This window comes from Stenotrophomonas bentonitica (genome assembly GCF_013185915.1).
In the GTDB taxonomy this organism is placed as follows: Bacteria; Pseudomonadota; Gammaproteobacteria; order Xanthomonadales; family Xanthomonadaceae; genus Stenotrophomonas; species Stenotrophomonas bentonitica.
Map to the genome: position 1 here is coordinate 89,831 of NZ_JAAZUH010000002.1, position 15,647 is coordinate 105,477.

The window sequence follows — 15,647 nt, forward strand, 5'->3', positions numbered from 1 at the left end:
AACGAAAACGGCCGGCGGCATTGGCGACGTCGAGACGCTACCCTCAGCACAGGAGGCCTGCAAGGCACCTGATGACGTAAACGCAATCAATCCAGCGGCAGCGCCCTGTCCACCGAGTCGATCCACGCACGGCCGCTTGGTTTGGAACTGTCGCTTTCGCCCCTAAGCCCGCGACCCTGTCCAAGTCCAGGTAGTGCCACGCCCTGCGTGGCAACCACGTGCTATCGGCTGGCGCAGTTCCTAATGCTGTCCGAAACCGGCCAGCAACCTCTCCCGGGAAAGCGCACACTCGCGCTTTCCTCCCGGAGCTGCCCCAATGAACGACCTTCACGCGCGTTTCGAAGCACTGCACGCCGCCAGCGAGCTGCTGGTCCTGCCCAACGCCTGGGATGCAGGCAGTGCCCGGCTGGCACAGGAGAAGGGCGCGCAGGCCGTGGGCACCACCAGTGCTGCCATGGCCTGGTCTTGCGGGTACCCGGACGGCAACGCCTTGCCGGAAGGGGCCCTGCTGCAGCGGGTGAGCGAGATCGTGCGGGCCACCTCGATCCCGGTCACAGTGGATATCGAGAACGGGTACAGCGATGACCCGGAGCACGTGGCGGCGCTGGTGTCGAAGCTGGTGGCGCTGGGCGTGGTTGGCATCAATCTGGAGGATGGGGCGGGAGCACCGGGGGTGTTGGTTGAAAAGATTGGCGCCATCCGCCGTGCACTGGCCGGACGCCCGCTCTTCATCAATGCGCGCACCGATGTGTACCTGCGTGGCATGGCTGAGGGTGAGGCCGCAGTGCGGATAAGCGTGGAGCGGATGCAGGCTTATGCCGCTGCTGGGGCTAGCGGGGCTTTCGTGCCGTGCGGGGTGCAGCCTGCGGAGATGCGCGCCATTGCCGATGCGGTGTCACTGCCGCTCAACGTGATGTGGCTGCCGGGGTTGGTTGGGCATGCGGAGCTTGTCGCTGCTGGCGTGCGCAGGTTGAGTGCCGGGCCTGCGTTGTATGTGCATGCGTGGGCAGCGTTGGCGGGTGCGACGGAGGCGATGTTGGGTGGGGCGCTGGCGTGGCCGGAGGGGGCGCCGGGGTATGGGGAGTTGAACAGGCTCTTTGCGTGATGCGTAGTGACACGCCATGCGTGTCATCGAGATGTGTGGCGAAGAGCTGACACGCGTGGCGTGTCACTACGAGAAGGTCGCGCTGCGCGCGGCGGTATTTGTCCGGCGGGTTGGTCGCACTTGGGACGATGGTGGCCGTTTCACTGCCGGGGATTGCGGGCCCCATCCATGGGGCCCGCCCCTCCGCGCTACTCCGCTTGGCATTTCAAGCATTGCTGAGGGCGAGTCCAGGTTCGGGCGCGTGGCGACGCGTTCATCGTGACAGGGTGCCTGGCCCTGCTGGGGCGCGGCGAATCCGTCGAACCCGGCGTGGCTTCGATCACCCCCTCTCTCCGCCAAACCAATAAAAAAGCCGCCCCATGGGGCGGCTTCTTCATTGATCTGGCGGAGAGAGGGGGATTCGAACCCCCGAAGCGCGGTTTAGACGCTTACACACTTTCCAGGCGTGCTCCTTCAACCACTCGGACACCTCTCCGGACCTGCTGCGAACCCGCTGCAGGGGCGCAGATTCTAGCCGGGGAACGTGCGATGCACAAGCACCTTCACGCAGGGGCAGGGGGGATGGACAGGCGTGGCACAATGGACGTCCCGATGAAGACGGTGGCCTGATGTCCTATCTCGTCCTTGCCCGCAAGTGGCGTCCGAAGCGTTTTGCCGAGCTGGTGGGCCAGGAACACGTGGTCCGTGCGCTCAGCAATGCGCTGGACAGCGGCCGGGTGCACCATGCGTTCCTGTTTACCGGCACCCGCGGGGTCGGCAAGACCACCATCGCGCGTATTTTCGCCAAGTCGCTGAACTGCGAGCAGGGCACCAGCGCCGACCCGTGCGGCCAGTGCCCGGCCTGCCTGGATATCGACTCCGGGCGTTATATCGACCTGCTGGAGATCGACGCCGCGTCCAATACCGGCGTGGACGATGTCCGTGAGGTGATCGAGAACGCCCAGTACATGCCCTCGCGCGGCAAGTACAAGGTCTACCTGATCGACGAAGTGCACATGCTGTCCAAGGCGGCGTTCAATGCGCTGCTGAAGACGCTGGAAGAACCGCCGGAACACGTGAAGTTCCTGCTGGCTACCACCGACCCGCAGAAGCTGCCGGTGACGGTGCTGTCGCGCTGCCTGCAGTTCAACCTGAAGCGCCTGGACGAGGACCAGATCCAGGGCCAGATGACCCGCATTCTCAGCGCGGAAGAGATCGAGTCCGACCCGACCGCGATCGTGCAGCTGGCCAAGGCTGCTGACGGCAGCCTGCGCGACGGCCTGTCGCTGCTGGACCAGGCCATCGCCTATGCCGGCGGCGCCCTGCGTGAAGACGTGGTGCGCGCCATGCTGGGCACGGTCGACCGTACCCAGGTGGCGGCGATGCTGGATGCGCTGGCCGACGGCGACGGCGTACGCCTGCTGCAGGTGGTGGCCGCTCTGGCCGAGTTCTCGCCCGACTGGAGCGGAGTGCTGGACGCGCTGGCCGAGGCCCTGCACCGGATCCAGGTGCAGCAGCTGGTGCCGGGCGCGCAGGCTGACGGCGAAGGCATCGACGCCGCCGCCTTCGCCCAGCGCCTGCGCCCGGAAGTGGTCCAGCTCTGGTACCAGATGGCCCTGGGCGGTCGCCGCGACCTGCACCTGGCGCCTAGCCCGCGCGCGGGCTTTGAAATGGCCGTGCTGCGCATGCTGGCGTTCCGCCCGGCTGCTGCGGTGCCGCCGGTACCGCGTGACCCGGGGGCCGGCACCGACGCAGGCGCCGGATCGCGCGGTTCCGAGCAGGGCGGCATCGCCGCTGCGCCGGCCGCCGTGGCCGCGCCGATCGCTGTTGCTGCACCCGTGGCCGCCGCTGTGCCCGTGGCGGCGCCGACGCCTGTCGCCACGGCCCCCGCACCAGTCGTGCCGAAACCGACACCTGCACCGATCGTCGAATCGGCGGCCGATGACGATCTGCCGCCGTGGCACCAGGCCGGCGCCGACGAGCGCGACGAGGCCCTGGCGGTGGAACTGGCCAGCCCCGACGCGGCCATGGCCGCGCCGTGGGAAGCGCCGCCGGTGCGATCGGCACCGCCGGCCCCTGCCGCAGCGCCGGTGCCGTCGCAGCGCCCGCAGGGCATTTCGCTGACCCCAGCGTCGACCAGCGCTGCTGCCCCGCAGGGCGGCACGGTCGCCCTGACCTCGGCCGAAACCTGGCTGGAGCTGGTCGCCCAGAGCCAGCTGAACGGCCCCTCCCGGCAGCTCGCCGCGCACGCGGCGTTCGTCGGATTCCAGCATGGTGTCTTGAAACTGGCGGTATCGCCCGGATTTGAGTACCTGTGTTCGGACCGATCGCTGGCGGCCCTGACCGAGGCGCTGTCCGGCCCGCTCGGAACGACCCCCAAGATCGTGATCGAACATGGCAACGCCGAGGCCGAAACGCTGCACCAGCGTTCCGACCGCCAGCGTGGCGAACGACAGCAGGCGGCCGAAGCCGCCTTCATGGCCGACCCGTCGGTGCAGCTGCTGATCCAGCAGCATGGCGCGCGGGTCGTGACCGATTCCATCCGTCCTTTTGAAGAGTAAGACGACATGCGCGGCAACATCGCCCAACTGATGCAGCAGGCCCAGAAGATGCAGGAAAACCTGCAGAAGGCCCAGGAAGAACTCGCCAAGCTGGAAGTCACCGGCACCGCCGGCGGCGGCATGGTCAGCGTGACCCTGACCGGCGCCAAGGAGTGCCGCAAGGTGCGTATCGACCCGTCGATCCTGTCCGATGCGGAAATGACCGAAGACCTGGTGGCGGCCGCGTTCAACGACGCCTCCAACAAGATCGATGCCGAATCGAAGAACCGCATGGGCTCGGCCACCGCCGGCATGCAGCTGCCGCCCGGCATGAAGCTGCCGTTCTAAGCGTGAGCCTGCCCCTGCTCGAACAGCTGATCGAGGCCTTCCGGGTCCTGCCGGGGGTCGGCCAGAAGACCGCCCAGCGCATGGCCTACCACGTGCTCGAACGCGAGCGCGCCGGTGGCCAGAAGCTGGCCGAGGTGCTGGCCAAGGCGATCGAACGCATCGGCCACTGCGCGCAGTGCCGCGACTTCAGCGAAACCGAGGTCTGCGCCGTGTGCGCCAACGGCACCCGCGAACGCCAGCAGCTGTGCGCGGTGGAATCGCCGGCCGACCGCCTGGCGATCGAAACCGCCACCGGCTTCCGCGGTGTCTACTTCGTCCTGCAGGGGCGGTTGTCCCCGCTCGACGGTGTAGGCCCGCGCGAACTCGGGCTGGACCAGCTGGAGGCGCGCCTGGGGCAGGGCGAGGTGCAGGAACTGATCATCGCCACCAGCGCCACCGTTGAAGGCGAAGCGACCGCGCACTACCTGGCGCAGCTGGCCCGCGCCCACAAGGTGCGGCCGAGTCGACTGGCGCAGGGCCTGCCGCTGGGCGGCGAGCTGGAGTATGTGGATCGCGGCACGTTGTCGCATGCATTCGGTAGCCGTACCGAAGTCGAATGACGAGGGAACTCATGAGCCAGGACACCCTGTTCGGAAAGATCATCCGCCGCGAGATTCCGGCCACCATCGTCTATGAAGACGACGAGGTGCTGGGCTTCAAGGACATCGCGCCGCAGGCGCCGGTGCACGTGCTGTTCATTCCGAAGAACGAAGCCATTCCCACCCTCGATGACGTGCAGCCCTCGCAGGCGCACCTGATCGGCAAGCTGGCGATGGCAGCGGCCGAATACGCCCGCCGCGAAGGCTTCGCGCAGGACGGCTACCGCATCGTGATGAACTGCCGCGAACATGCCGGGCAGACGGTGTTCCACATCCACCTGCATCTGTTGGCAGGGGCGCAGCTGGGCCACTTCGGAACCTGAAAAAAACGCCGCTGGAAAGCGGCGTTTTTTTCTGAATCGTTTACCACCAGCCCCAGCCGCGGTAGCCCCAGCCCGGACCCCAACCCGGGCCCCACGGGCCGTACGGGTAGACCGGCACCACATCGACCTGGCGCTGTTCCGGCCACAGGTAGATCACGTCGGCTTCCAGCTTCGGCAGGCGGTAGTCGTAATCGCCGATGCGGGTGTTTTCGTAGCCGGCGATCTTGCCGATGAAGGTCACGTCACGGCCTTCCTCGAACACGGCCGGGTCGTAGAAGCCGGCACGGCAGGCCACGAAGCGTCCGTCGCTGGCGTCGTTGGACGAGGTGTTCGGGCGGCCGCTGCCATTGAGCGGGCGCGACAGCAGCTGGAAGCAGGTCTGGCCCTGCCCCGGCGTGGTTTCGATGATGCGGCCGCCCCAGCGCACCGGCGTGCCGACCTGCTGGCTGGCGACCGAATCGCGCGGGCTGACCACGCTGAACTGTCCCTGCAGCGGTTTGGGGGCCGTGGCACAGGCGGCCAGCGCCAGCGACGCGGCAAGGGGAAGCAGGATCTTGGCGTTCATGATGTTGCTCCAGTGGACGGGCGGTGCCTGTGCAGGTCACGCACGAGAGAAGGGTCGAGCTTTGCGCCAGCGTAGCGCGCCTGAACGAAACGCTGGCTGAGCGAAATCAGCGCCGGGTCGGGGCGCTGCCGGTAGACGCGCTGCGCCCAGTCCGTGGCGGTTTCTGCAGGTTCCCTGGCCAGGCCATGCCGCGCGTAACGCCGCCCCAGCCGGTGCCAGGCCCGCAACAGCGGATCGCGCTCGCGTTCCCCGCGGGCCAGCAGCCATGCCATCCAGCCTAGCGCAGCGCCTGCGAAGGCAATGAAAATGCCGATCAGCTGCGCCGGTTGCAGGCGGTCGATGCCCAGCGGGCGCAGCAGCTGCTGCTGGCGGTTGGCGTCGAACGACAGTACCAGGTCGTTCCAGCCGCGGCGGAGGAAGTCGCCGACCTGTCCCACTTGCAGCCAGCGCCCTTCCAGGGTCGTACCGGCGTCGCTTCCGAGGCGGTCTTCCAGAGTGTCGTAGATGCGTTCGGGTGCCACTGCCGCGGTCGGATCCACCCGCACCCAGCCGCGTTGCGGCAGCCACACTTCGGCCCACGCGTGCGCGTCCATCCGGCGCACCACGAAGTAGTCGCCGTACGGGTTGCGCTGGCCGCCGGCGAACCCGGTCACCACCCGCGCCGGAATGCCGGCATTGCGCATCAGCACCACGAACGACGAACTGAAATGCTGGCAGTAGCCGGCCTGCTGGTCGAACAGGAACTCATCCACGCTGTCCCGTCCCGGCGCCTCGGTGGAGAGGGTGTAGGCGAACGTGGAACGCACCCACTCCAATGCGCGCGACACGATGGCGGCATCGTTGTCGCCGGCGTCCTGGCGCCACTGCCGGGCCAGCGCCGCCGTGCGTGGATTGAAACCAGGCGGCAGCTGCAACGCGACCTGTCGCTGGAACGCGGTGAGCGGTTCGATGTAGCGGGCCGCCGGCGCCGATTGCAGGCGCCAGCGGGTCAGCGAGGAGAGGCTCTGCGTGCTGCGCAGGCTGTAGTCGGCGCCCAGCGTGGCGCCGGCCGGCGCGTGCAACGGCAGGTCCAGCGCCACCAGTTGCCGTCGATCGGTGGGCTCGTAGTCGATCTGGTAGTCCCACTGCGGCGCCCCGCGCGTTACCGGCGCGGGCGGGCGGCGGTCGCTGTAGGGATCGCGTTCCCAGCGGCGCCCGTCGAAGTGGGTCATCACCGGGCCGCGCCAGTAGCGCTGTTCCGGGCTCGGCACGGCGCCGAAGAAAGTCACCCGCAGGGCAGGGGCATCGTCGGCCATGAGGTCCAGCCACTCGGACGGGTCCATGCGGTCGGACAGGCCGGGCTTGCCGACCGCGCGGTCGGGCAGGCCCCACAGCGGCTCGCTCAGGCGCGGGAACAGCCAGAACGCGGCGAGCGCCAGCGGCAGGCCCAGCGCGAGCAGCCTTCCGACGCCGCGCAACTGGCCGCGCAACGGTGCGTTCGATGCTTCGCCTTCGGCACGCGCCAGTCGCTGCAGGGTCAGCAGGGTCGCCAGCGCGGCCAGCATGGCCAGGCCCATGGTCAACGGGCCCTGGTCGAGCAGGAACGCGGCGAACGGCGCGAACAGGGCAAAGCCGAGCAGGCTGCGCGCGTCGCGCAGGCTGCGCAGCTCGCTGGATTTGAGGGCGAGCATGGCCGCCAGCAATGCGCAGCCGGTGTCGCGGCCAGGTCGCGCGCCCAGTTGCCAGTACACCGCCGCCAGCATGCCCAGGACCAGCAGCACCCGTACCGGAACCGGCAGTACGCGCTGGCCCGAGGCCAGGGCCGTGATCACCGCAACCACGGCGAGCACGCCGGCAAGAAGCGGCGGCAACTGCAGCAGCAGCGGAAGCAGTGCCAGAGCACCGCTGGCCAGGGTCCAGCGCCGGGCGGCAGGTTCGAGCAGGGATGCGGGACGGTCAGCCATGGGGCATCAGCGCCAGGGCGCGTTGGCAGAGGTGGTGGTGGCTGCTGCCCTGGCCAGGGCCCAGTTCCGGCTGGCCCGGCAACTTCAGGGTGTAGCGGCGGCCTTGGCGTTCGGCCAGGTCGACCCAGCGCGCCAGCCGCGCGATGCGCGCCTCGCCGGGCAGCGGTGCGAGCTGTCGCCAGTCGAGCAGGATGTCCACGCCCACCGGCTTTTCATATTCGCGTACCAGCAGGGTGTCGCGGCGTGCCGAATGCTTCCAGGCAATGCTGCGCGGCGCATCACCGGCGCGGTAGGGGCGCAGCTGGTGCAGTTCGTCGCCGCTGGCATGCACGCGCGTATGCAGGGGATCGCCATCGCCTTCGGGCAGGGGCGGCGCCTGCGTTTCGGGCGCGGCATAGACCAGCAGCGGCGCGTCCGGCCACACCCACGACCATGCGCGCACCAGGCCCAGCGGCTGCGTGGTCGACAGACGGATGCGCTCGAGGTCGAGCCAGCCGCGACGTTGCGTGGGCAGCGGCAGGTCGACTTCGATCTGGTCGGTGTCCACCAGGTGTCCGTAAGCCTCCGCATCGCCCAGCGACACCACCAGCCCACGGCGTGCCCGGGTGTCGGCCCGCGACAGGTTGATGCGCAGTCGCATCGTGGCGCCGGCCACCACCGGTTCGGCCGACACCGCGTCGATCTGCAGGCCGGACAACTGCAGGTGTGCGCTGAACGTACTGGCGATGGCCACCGCGGCCAGCAGCAGGGCCAGCAGCAGGGCGGGGTTGTTGTTGTAGTTCAACGCACCGAGCAGCATCGCGCCCAGCAGCACGGTGACGAACATGCCGAAGCGGGTCGGCAGCACATAGATGCGCCGCCGCCCCAGTCGCTGCGGCAGGCTTTCGGGCAGGCGCGGCCGCGTGAACGCGCGCGCGCTGTCCGACAGTATGTGTTTCAGGCGGTCTCCCCAGCCGCTGCGCACTCAGTCCACCGCAACCGTCTGCAGGATGGCGCGGGCCAGTGCCGGCCCATTGCTGGCTTCCGCTTCCGGTACCAGGCGGTGGCCGGCCACGGCAACAAACAGGGTCTGCACGTCTTCGGGGACCACGTGGCCGCGCCCCAGCAGCAACGCATGCGCCTTGGCCGCGCGCAGCAGCGCCAGGCCCGCGCGTGGCGAAAGACCGACCCGCACGCCCGCATGCTGGCGACTGCGCGCCAGCAGCGACTGCACGTACTGGATGAGCGCTTCGCTCGCATGCACCTGGTTCACTGCGTCGCGCAGTGCGCGCACCTGGTTGTCGTCCAGGCAGGCGGTGGCCTGTGCGATCAGGTGGCGGCGATCGGTGCCGCGCAGCAGTTCGCGTTCGGACTCCGGATTGGGATAGCCCAGCGCCAGCCGCAGCAGGAAGCGGTCCAGCTGCGAGTCGGGCAGCGGGAACGTACCCGACAGGTCCACCGGGTTCTGCGTGGCGATCACGAAGAACGGATCGGGCAGCGGGTGGGTCACGCCGTCCAGGGTGATCTGCTGCTCGGCCATGGCTTCGAGCAGCGCGCTCTGCGTACGGGGCGGCGCGCGGTTGATTTCGTCGGCCAGCAGCACATGGGTGAAGACCGGGCCGGGGTGGAACTGGAACTGGCGCGTGGTGGCCTCGTAAACCGAGACGCCCAGCACATCTGCGGGCAGCAGGTCCGAGGTGAACTGCACGCGCTGGAAGCCCAGTCCCAGGCTGGAAGCCAGCGCATGCGCGAGCGTGGTCTTGCCCAGGCCGGGCAGGTCTTCGATCAGCAGGTGGCCGCCGGAGAGCAGCGCAACGAACGCCAGCCGGACTTCCTGGGCCTTGCCGAGCACCAGTCCATTGACCTGGTCCTGGGCATTGCGCAAAGCCTGTCGCAGTTCTTCGGGTAGCATGGCGGGCACGCGGGGCGAATTTTCCATGTCCGTCTCGTGTCGATGATTCTTTCGATTCTATAGAGCAATGCAGGGCGAACAACGCGCACGCACAATTTTTCTGGTGTTGTGGACGCTCATCACGGCTGTGAAGCTGGTGGTGGCTGCGCGTCTGCCCTTGTTCGTGGACGAAGCATTCTATTGGCAGGAAGGCCAGCACCTGGCGATGGCCTATTCGGACCTGCCCGGCCTGACCGCCTGGTTGGCGCGGCTGGGCGTGGAGCTGGGTGGCAATCACGTGTTGGCGCTGCGCCTGCCGTTCCTGGCGATCGGCGCAATGCTGCCGTGGCTGGTATCGCGTATCGCCACGCGTTGGTTCGGTGCGGTCGCCGGCTGGCAGGCCGGCAGCCTGACCGTGTTGATGCCGCTGTCGGCGACGCTGGGCATGCTGGCGGTGCCCGATGTGCCGATGGCGCTGGCGGCGGTGTTGTGCCTGGACGCCGGTGCACGGCTGCTGCGCAACGTGGATGCCGCCGCTGCGGTGAAACTGTCGCTGGGGCTGGTGATCGGTGCGCTCAGCCACTACCGCTTCATCGGCGTGATCGTGGTTGGTTTCATCGCCCTGATGCTGCTTCCGCAGGGTCGCCGTACGCTGCGTGATCCGCGCGTGTGGGTGGCGCTTGCGGTGGGCGTGATGGCGTGGCTGCCGCTGGTGGCGTGGAATGCGGACAACCAGGATGCAGGGCTCAAGTTCCAGGTCGTGGATCGCCATCCCTGGGCCTTCCAGTGGAGTGGCCTGTGGTTCCTGGTGATCCAGCCAATGCTGGTCACTCCGATCCTGTGCATCGCGATGTGGAAAGTGGCGCTGGCCGGCACGCGCCCTGGCGGCGGTGCGCGTGACCAATGGCGGTACTTCGGCCTGGTGGGGGCGGTATCTACGCTGGCGATCTTCGCGCTGGGGTTCTTCACCGACGTCGAACGGATCAGCTTCCACTGGCCGCTGCCGGGTTACCTGGCCCTGCTGGTGGCCGTACCGGTCGTGCTCAATGGCTGGCCGCGCTGGCTGCGCCGCACCGGCTGGTGGCTGGCCGGCGCCGGGCTGGCGCTGGCCTTCGGTTCCTACCTGGTGGCCTCCAGCCCCGACCTTCGCGCGACGCTGGCCGGCAACAAGTTCTACCCGCGCAATTTCGCCGGCTGGGCACCGCTGGCGGACGAAGTGCGCGCCGAGCTGGCCAAGATGCCGGCCGGTACCCGCGTGCTGGCCGGCAATTTCAAGGTCGGCGCGGAACTTGGCTTCCAGTTGCGCGACCCGCGCATCGAAGTGCTGCACCATCCGCTCAACGACAAGCATGGGCGCACTGCGCAGCTGGGCTTGTGGGGCCTGCTGCACGATGGCCAGCGCGACGCACCGATGCTGTTGGTGCTCTCGCCCAGCGACCAGCGGTATCGCGACCTGCTGGAGCGCTACCACGACATCTGCCGGCAGGTTGGTCCACTGCCACCGCCGCGCGTGGTCAGCCAGGATCATGGCTACCAGCGCTTCCTGCTGTTCCAGTTGCCGGCCAAGCGGGTCGAGGGCCCGTGCGTTACCCCGGCGATGGCCTGGGTGGATGCGCCCCTGCAGGACGAAGTGGTGGGCGACAGCCTGCAGGTGCGTGGCTGGGCCTTCAAGGATGGGGTGGGGCTGTCGCGCGTGGAGCTCCTTGTCGACGGTAAGCCGGTCGGCGATGCGGTATATGGGCGGGCCTACGACATCCGGGCGGCCTGGAAGATATCCACCGACCCGCAGCATCCCAACGTGGCGTTCGATGCGACCCTGGATACGCGCCAGCTCCCGCCCGGCCGCCATTGGCTGGGCATGACGCTGCATGGCCGGGACGGCAGCGTGGAGCAGTGGCAGGAACAGTCGTTCACCGTTCCCGAGCGTTGAGCTGGGGTCAGGGAAGGGTGTAACCGGCCTGTCGCAGCAGCCCGGACAGCGCGATCAGCGGGAGGCCGATCAGCGCGGTGGGATCGCGGTTGTCGATCGCCTCGAACAGGGTGATGCCCAGGCCTTCGCACTTGAAGCTGCCGGCGCAGTCCAGTGGCTGCTCTGCGGCCACGTAGCGGGCGATCTCGTCCGCCGCGAGGGTCCGGAAGCGCACCTGGGTCAGGTCGCAGGCCTCCAGTACCTGCTGGTCGCGGACCAGGCAGATCGCGGTGTGGAACGCCACGGTCTGCCCGGACATGGCGGCCAGCTGCCCGTGCGCACCAGCGACGTCGCCCGGCTTGCCCAGCGGGTTTCCATTCAGGTCCGCGACCTGGTCCGAGCCGATCACCCAGTGGCCCGGGTGGCGGGCCGCCACCGCCTCGGCCTTGGCCCGCGCCAGCCGCACCGCCAGGGCCCGCGGCGCTTCGCCGGGGGCCGGGGACTCGTCCACCTCCGGGCGCGCGGTATCCAGCGGCAGGCCCAGCCGTTCCAGCAGTTCACGGCGGTAGCGGGAGGTGGAGGCCAGCAGCAGGGGAAGCATGCGACAATACCGGGGCAGCAGGGGTGGACGAACTCTACGGCATTTGACAACGGCCGATGGCGTCCTTAACATTCAGCGGCTTATGTCCGCGAACGTGCCCGAAACGCTGGATGCCTGGCGGATGGTCGCAGCACGAAGGTGCTTTGACGGTCAGGTAGAACTGGCGAAATTGCCCCGCCTGGAAGGCCTTGTCGCCGATTCCGAAGGAACGTGCAGTTATGCGCTGGAATTCGGCCACGACGAGATCCTCAAGGTATCCTATGTGGACCTGTCGATTGATACCGCGTTGCCGCTGACCTGTCAGCGCAGCCTGCAGCGCTTCCTGCTGCCGGTGTCGATCAGGCAGCGGCTGGGCCTGATCCGCAACGAAGACGAAGAGTCGGCGCTGCCGGAAGAGTACGAAGCGCTGCTGGTGCCGGAAGACGGCCAGCTGCGTCCGCTGGACCTGGTCGAGGACGAGTTGGTCCTGGCCGTTCCGGTAGTGCCACTGTCGCCGGAAGGCGAGGCGGTCAACCGGGACTGGGCACCGACCGAAGAAGAACAAAGCAAGGCCAATCCGTTCGCGGCGTTGGCGGCGCTGAAGAAACCCTAGAAACAATTGCAGCCGGAGTGTCGTCGGCGGCTGCGGCGAAAGCGAAGTGTGCTGGGCGCTGGCGTCCTGCGCGACGATACGACGAAGCAAATCGAACCGAGTTTGGAGCAATCCCATGGCTGTGCAGAAATCCCGTGTTACCCCGTCCCGCCGCGGCCAGCGCCGTTCGCATGACGCCCTGAGCGCCAAGCAGCTGTCCACCGACCCGACCACCGGCGAAGTGCATCTGCGTCACCACATCACCGCCGACGGTTTCTACCGTGGCAAGAAGGTGATCGCGACCAAGTCGAACTCGGCCGTCGAAGAAGATTGATTCGTGAGGGCCGCTGTCCGTCGGACAGCGGCCTTTACCTTTTACAGGACATGCAATGAGCAAGCGGATCTACTCGAGGATCGCGGGCACTGGTAGTTATTTGCCCGAAAAAGTGTTGACCAACCAGGATCTGGAGAAAATGGTCGACACCACCGATGAGTGGATCCAGACGCGCACCGGTATCCGTGAGCGGCACATCGCCGCCGACACGGAAACCACCAGCGACCTCGGCTACCACGCCGCGCTGCGTGCGCTGGAAGCGGCCGGCATCGACGCGTCCCAGCTCGACATGATCGTGGTGGGTACCACCACCCCCGATCTGATTTTCCCCTCCACCGCGTGCCTGATCCAGGCCAAGCTCGGTGCGAGCGGTTGCCCTGCCTTCGACGTCAACGCCGCCTGTTCGGGCTTCGTGTTCGCGTTGGGCGTGGCCGACAAATTCATCCGTTCCGGTGATGCACGCCACGTGCTGGTCATCGGTGCGGAAACCCTGACCCGTATCGTCGACTGGAACGACCGCACCACCTGCGTGCTGTTCGGCGACGGCGCGGGCGCGGTGGTGCTCAAGGCCGACGAAGACACCGGCATCCTGAGCACCCACCTGCATTCGGACGGCAGCAAGAAGGAACTGCTGTGGAACCCCGTCGGCGTCTCGGCCGGCTTCGGCGAAGGCGAAGAAGCCCGCGGCGCGATCCTGATGAAGGGCAACGACGTGTTCAAGTACGCCGTCAAGGCGCTGGACTCGGTCGTCGACGAAACCCTCGACGCCAACGGGCTGAGCAAGGCCGATCTGGACTGGCTGATCCCGCACCAGGCCAACCTGCGCATCATCGAAGCCACCGCCAAGCGGCTGGACATGTCGATGGAGCAGGTGGTGGTCACCGTCGACAAGCATGGCAACACCTCCTCGGCCTCGGTGCCGATGGCGCTTGACGTGGCGGTCCGCTCCGGGCGCGTGCAGCGTGGCCAGCTGCTACTGCTGGAAGCCTTCGGTGGCGGCTTCACCTGGGGTTCCGCCCTGCTGCGTTATTAATGCGTTAAGCGGTTGTCCTTCTCCGAACGGCCCCGATGGGGCCGTTCTGCATTTTGCGGAGTTGCATCATGGTCGAGCAGATCGTCATCCACGGCCAGCGTGCCTGGCTCAAGCAGTACGGCCAGGGCAGCCGCGCGGTCGCGCTGGCCCTGCTCAATTTCGTCGCCCATCGTTTCCAGCTCGACGCGCTGCGCCCGCCGCCGCACCGGGGTGGGGACGCCGCACGTGAGACCGAAGCGCGCCGCCTGGGCGAACTGCAGGCCCAAGGCGTGAACGTGCCCCCGGTGCTGGGTACCGGCCGCGCCTCGCTGGTGCTCGGCGACAACGGCAGCTCCTTCAACACCTGCCTGCGCCAGGCCGATGCGGCTGGCCGCGACGCCCTGGTCTCGGCGGCGATGCAGGCCATCGCCGCCGCCCATGCCAAGGGCGCGTATTTCGGCCAGCCGCTGCCGCGCAACCTGACCTGGGACGGCCAGCAGATCGGCTTCATCGATTTCGAGGAAGACCCGCTGGAAGTGATGGATCTGGCCCAGGCCCAGGCACGCGACTGGCTGATGTTCGGCTACGGCGTGGCGCGCTACTACGAAGACCGGCCGCAACGGCTCCAGGCATTGATGGCAGCGGCCATGGATGGTGAACAGGCGCCGGTGCTGGCGCATGCCCACGAGGTCTCCGGCCGCCTGCAGCGCCTGGCCCGCTACAGCATGAAAATGGGCCGCTCGGCGCGGGCATTGGCGCACGCGATCCTGATCGTGCATGGCGCCACCACGCTGGGCATGCTGATGCTGGTGGCGATCTGTTTCGACTTCTTCAGCGACGGCGACCTCGACTTCCTGCAGCTGTTCGTGTGAGTCCTCAATACGCGCCAGTACAGACGGAGGGCGCTAAACCGCCTTATCATTCGCCGTTCGTTTTTTGCAGGCGGATTTCCGCGTGACCGATTCCAATCTCGCTTTCGTGTTCCCCGGGCAGGGCTCGCAGTCGCTGGGCATGCTGGCTGAACTGGCTGAACTGCACCCGCAGGTGCGTGAAGCCTTCACCGAAGCCTCCGATGGCGCCGGCGTGGACCTGTGGGCGCTCTCGCAGGGCGGCCCGGAAGAGATGCTCAACCGCACCGAATACACCCAGCCGGCCCTGCTGGCCGCCAGCATTGGCGTGTGGCGCGCATGGCAGGCCGTGCACGGCGCCCAGCCCGCAGTCCTGGCCGGGCACAGCCTGGGCGAGTACACCGCGCTGGTTGCGGCCGGGGCCCTGTCCCTGCGCGACGGCGCCCACCTGGTGCGCCTGCGCGGCCAGCTGATGCAGGACGCCGCGCCGACCGGCGTGGGCGCCATGGCCGCCGTGCTCGGTGCCGAAGACGCGCTGGTCAAGGAGGTCTGCGAGCAGGCGTCCGGCAGCCAGGTGGTGGTCCCGGCCAACTACAACTCGCCGGGCCAGATCGTCATCGGTGGCGACGCCGAGGCGGTCGACCGCGCCCTCGCCCTGCTCGCCGAAAAGGGCGTGCGCAAGGCGGTCAAGCTGGCCGTGAGCGTGCCCTCGCACACCCCGCTGATGCGCGAAGCCGCCAACCGCCTGGTCGAAACCATGGCCGGCCTGGACTGGCGCGTGCCGGCCCTGCCGGTAGTGCAGAACGTCGACGCACGCGTGCACGACGGCATCGATGCGATCCGCAGCGCCCTGGTCCAGCAGCTGTACCTGCCGGTGCAGTGGACCGGCTGCGTGGAAGCGCTGGCCGCCCGTGGCGTCACCCGCGTGGCCGAATGCGGCCCCGGCAAGGTGCTGACCGGACTGATCAAGCGCATCGACAAGAGCCTGGACGCGCGCACGCTGTCCACGCCCGCCGACTTCGAGACCGCCCGCGAAACCTGGGCCGCCTGAAGCATTTCGT

16 protein-coding genes and 1 tRNA gene are annotated in these 15,647 nt (G+C 68.0%); 11 read left to right on the forward strand and 6 right to left on the reverse strand.

Annotated features, from left to right (window positions below; genetic code table 11):
• Window positions 1-316 precede the first annotated feature (316 nt).
• A complete protein-coding gene (locus tag HGB51_RS11425; protein WP_070207951.1) occupies window positions 317-1,105 on the forward strand; it encodes an isocitrate lyase/PEP mutase family protein in 789 nt (262 codons plus the stop codon).
• Between the two features lie 382 nt (window positions 1,106-1,487).
• On the opposite strand, the gene HGB51_RS11430 is transcribed toward HGB51_RS11425, so the two are convergent.
• Window positions 1,488-1,580: transfer RNA gene (locus HGB51_RS11430), tRNA-Ser, on the reverse strand.
• A 133-nt stretch (window positions 1,581-1,713) separates the two neighbouring features.
• Here HGB51_RS11430 and dnaX point away from each other — a divergent pair.
• Genes dnaX through HGB51_RS11450 form a run of 4 tightly spaced genes read left to right on the forward strand, consistent with a single transcriptional unit; the run spans window position 1,714 to window position 4,933 of the window.
• On the forward strand, window positions 1,714-3,645 hold the full coding sequence (gene dnaX, locus HGB51_RS11435; protein WP_070207950.1) for a DNA polymerase III subunit gamma/tau: 1,932 nt from the start codon (window positions 1,714-1,716) through the stop codon (window positions 3,643-3,645).
• Between the two features lie 6 nt (window positions 3,646-3,651).
• A complete protein-coding gene (locus HGB51_RS11440) occupies window positions 3,652-3,972 on the forward strand; it encodes a YbaB/EbfC family nucleoid-associated protein (protein ID WP_068849611.1) in 321 nt (106 codons plus the stop codon).
• A gap of 2 nt (window positions 3,973-3,974) precedes the next feature.
• Window positions 3,975-4,571: a recombination mediator RecR gene (gene recR / locus HGB51_RS11445; protein WP_070207949.1), complete on the forward strand. Its 597-nt coding sequence runs from the start codon at window positions 3,975-3,977 to the stop codon at window positions 4,569-4,571.
• 11 nt (window positions 4,572-4,582) lie between these two features.
• Window positions 4,583-4,933: a histidine triad nucleotide-binding protein gene (locus tag HGB51_RS11450; protein ID WP_070207948.1), complete on the forward strand. Its 351-nt coding sequence runs from the start codon at window positions 4,583-4,585 to the stop codon at window positions 4,931-4,933.
• 40 nt (window positions 4,934-4,973) lie between these two features.
• Here HGB51_RS11450 and HGB51_RS11455 read toward each other — a convergent pair whose 3' ends face one another.
• From HGB51_RS11455 to HGB51_RS11470, 4 genes are read right to left on the reverse strand one after another with little or no spacing between them, the layout of a single operon-like run.
• Window positions 4,974-5,498 carry a Slp family lipoprotein gene (locus HGB51_RS11455; protein ID WP_070207947.1) on the reverse strand — a complete coding sequence of 175 codons (525 nt, stop codon included), beginning with the start codon at window positions 5,496-5,498 and terminating at the stop codon, window positions 4,974-4,976.
• Window positions 5,495-7,441: a transglutaminase TgpA family protein gene (locus tag HGB51_RS11460; protein WP_070207946.1), complete on the reverse strand. Its 1,947-nt coding sequence runs from the start codon at window positions 7,439-7,441 to the stop codon at window positions 5,495-5,497. Before HGB51_RS11460 ends, HGB51_RS11455 begins: the two co-directional genes overlap by 4 nt.
• Window positions 7,434-8,381, reverse strand: coding sequence for a DUF58 domain-containing protein (locus tag HGB51_RS11465; RefSeq protein WP_171966880.1), 948 nt, complete (start codon window positions 8,379-8,381; stop codon window positions 7,434-7,436). Before HGB51_RS11465 ends, HGB51_RS11460 begins: the two co-directional genes overlap by 8 nt.
• A 24-nt stretch (window positions 8,382-8,405) precedes the next feature.
• A complete protein-coding gene (locus tag HGB51_RS11470; protein ID WP_070207945.1) occupies window positions 8,406-9,359 on the reverse strand; it encodes an AAA family ATPase in 954 nt (317 codons plus the stop codon).
• A 40-nt stretch (window positions 9,360-9,399) separates the two neighbouring features.
• Between HGB51_RS11470 and HGB51_RS11475 the strand changes: the two genes are divergently transcribed.
• Complete coding sequence (locus HGB51_RS11475) at window positions 9,400-11,241, forward strand: glycosyltransferase family 39 protein (protein ID WP_070207944.1); 1,842 nt, start codon at window positions 9,400-9,402, stop codon at window positions 11,239-11,241.
• A gap of 7 nt (window positions 11,242-11,248) precedes the next feature.
• Here the strand turns inward: HGB51_RS11475 and HGB51_RS11480 are convergent, their stop codons facing one another.
• Window positions 11,249-11,821, reverse strand: coding sequence for a Maf family protein (locus HGB51_RS11480; protein WP_070207943.1), 573 nt, complete (start codon window positions 11,819-11,821; stop codon window positions 11,249-11,251).
• 82 nt (window positions 11,822-11,903) lie between these two features.
• Between HGB51_RS11480 and HGB51_RS11485 the strand changes: the two genes are divergently transcribed.
• The 5 genes from HGB51_RS11485 to fabD all read left to right on the forward strand — a co-directional run bounded on the left by HGB51_RS11485 (window position 11,904) and on the right by fabD (window position 15,637).
• On the forward strand, window positions 11,904-12,413 hold the full coding sequence (locus HGB51_RS11485; protein ID WP_070207942.1) for a YceD family protein: 510 nt from the start codon (window positions 11,904-11,906) through the stop codon (window positions 12,411-12,413).
• A 115-nt stretch (window positions 12,414-12,528) separates the two neighbouring features.
• Window positions 12,529-12,726 (forward strand): 50S ribosomal protein L32, encoded by a 198-nt coding sequence (gene rpmF, locus HGB51_RS11490; protein ID WP_070207941.1) that lies wholly within the window; start codon window positions 12,529-12,531, stop codon window positions 12,724-12,726.
• Window positions 12,727-12,781: 55 nt separating this feature from the next.
• The gene (locus HGB51_RS11495) at window positions 12,782-13,759 is read left to right on the forward strand and encodes a beta-ketoacyl-ACP synthase III (RefSeq protein ID WP_070207940.1); all 978 of its coding nucleotides are present in this window, start codon (window positions 12,782-12,784) and stop codon (window positions 13,757-13,759) included.
• A gap of 68 nt (window positions 13,760-13,827) precedes the next feature.
• Complete coding sequence (locus HGB51_RS11500; RefSeq protein ID WP_070207939.1) at window positions 13,828-14,610, forward strand: BUD32 family EKC/KEOPS complex subunit; 783 nt, start codon at window positions 13,828-13,830, stop codon at window positions 14,608-14,610.
• A gap of 82 nt (window positions 14,611-14,692) precedes the next feature.
• A complete protein-coding gene (gene fabD, locus HGB51_RS11505; RefSeq protein WP_070207969.1) occupies window positions 14,693-15,637 on the forward strand; it encodes an ACP S-malonyltransferase in 945 nt (314 codons plus the stop codon).
• Window positions 15,638-15,647 lie beyond the last annotated feature (10 nt).

Excerpts from the sequence above, each read along its gene's own strand:
- HGB51_RS11425 (WP_070207951.1), top strand. The coding sequence starts at position 317 with ATGAACGACCTTCACGCGCGTTTCGAAGCACTGCACGCCGCCAGCGAG.
- dnaX (WP_070207950.1), top strand. The coding sequence starts at position 1,714 with ATGTCCTATCTCGTCCTTGCCCGCAAGTGGCGTCCGAAGCGTTTTGCC.
- HGB51_RS11440 (WP_068849611.1), top strand. The coding sequence starts at position 3,652 with ATGCGCGGCAACATCGCCCAACTGATGCAGCAGGCCCAGAAGATGCAG.
- HGB51_RS11450 (WP_070207948.1), top strand. The coding sequence starts at position 4,583 with ATGAGCCAGGACACCCTGTTCGGAAAGATCATCCGCCGCGAGATTCCG.
- HGB51_RS11455 (WP_070207947.1), bottom strand. The coding sequence starts at position 5,498 with ATGAACGCCAAGATCCTGCTTCCCCTTGCCGCGTCGCTGGCGCTGGCC.
- HGB51_RS11460 (WP_070207946.1), bottom strand. The coding sequence starts at position 7,441 with ATGGCTGACCGTCCCGCATCCCTGCTCGAACCTGCCGCCCGGCGCTGG.
- HGB51_RS11470 (WP_070207945.1), bottom strand. The coding sequence starts at position 9,359 with ATGGAAAATTCGCCCCGCGTGCCCGCCATGCTACCCGAAGAACTGCGA.
- HGB51_RS11475 (WP_070207944.1), top strand. The coding sequence starts at position 9,400 with ATGCAGGGCGAACAACGCGCACGCACAATTTTTCTGGTGTTGTGGACG.
- HGB51_RS11480 (WP_070207943.1), bottom strand. The coding sequence starts at position 11,821 with ATGCTTCCCCTGCTGCTGGCCTCCACCTCCCGCTACCGCCGTGAACTG.
- HGB51_RS11485 (WP_070207942.1), top strand. The coding sequence starts at position 11,904 with ATGTCCGCGAACGTGCCCGAAACGCTGGATGCCTGGCGGATGGTCGCA.
- rpmF (WP_070207941.1), top strand. The coding sequence starts at position 12,529 with ATGGCTGTGCAGAAATCCCGTGTTACCCCGTCCCGCCGCGGCCAGCGC.
- HGB51_RS11495 (WP_070207940.1), top strand. The coding sequence starts at position 12,782 with ATGAGCAAGCGGATCTACTCGAGGATCGCGGGCACTGGTAGTTATTTG.
- HGB51_RS11500 (WP_070207939.1), top strand. The coding sequence starts at position 13,828 with ATGGTCGAGCAGATCGTCATCCACGGCCAGCGTGCCTGGCTCAAGCAG.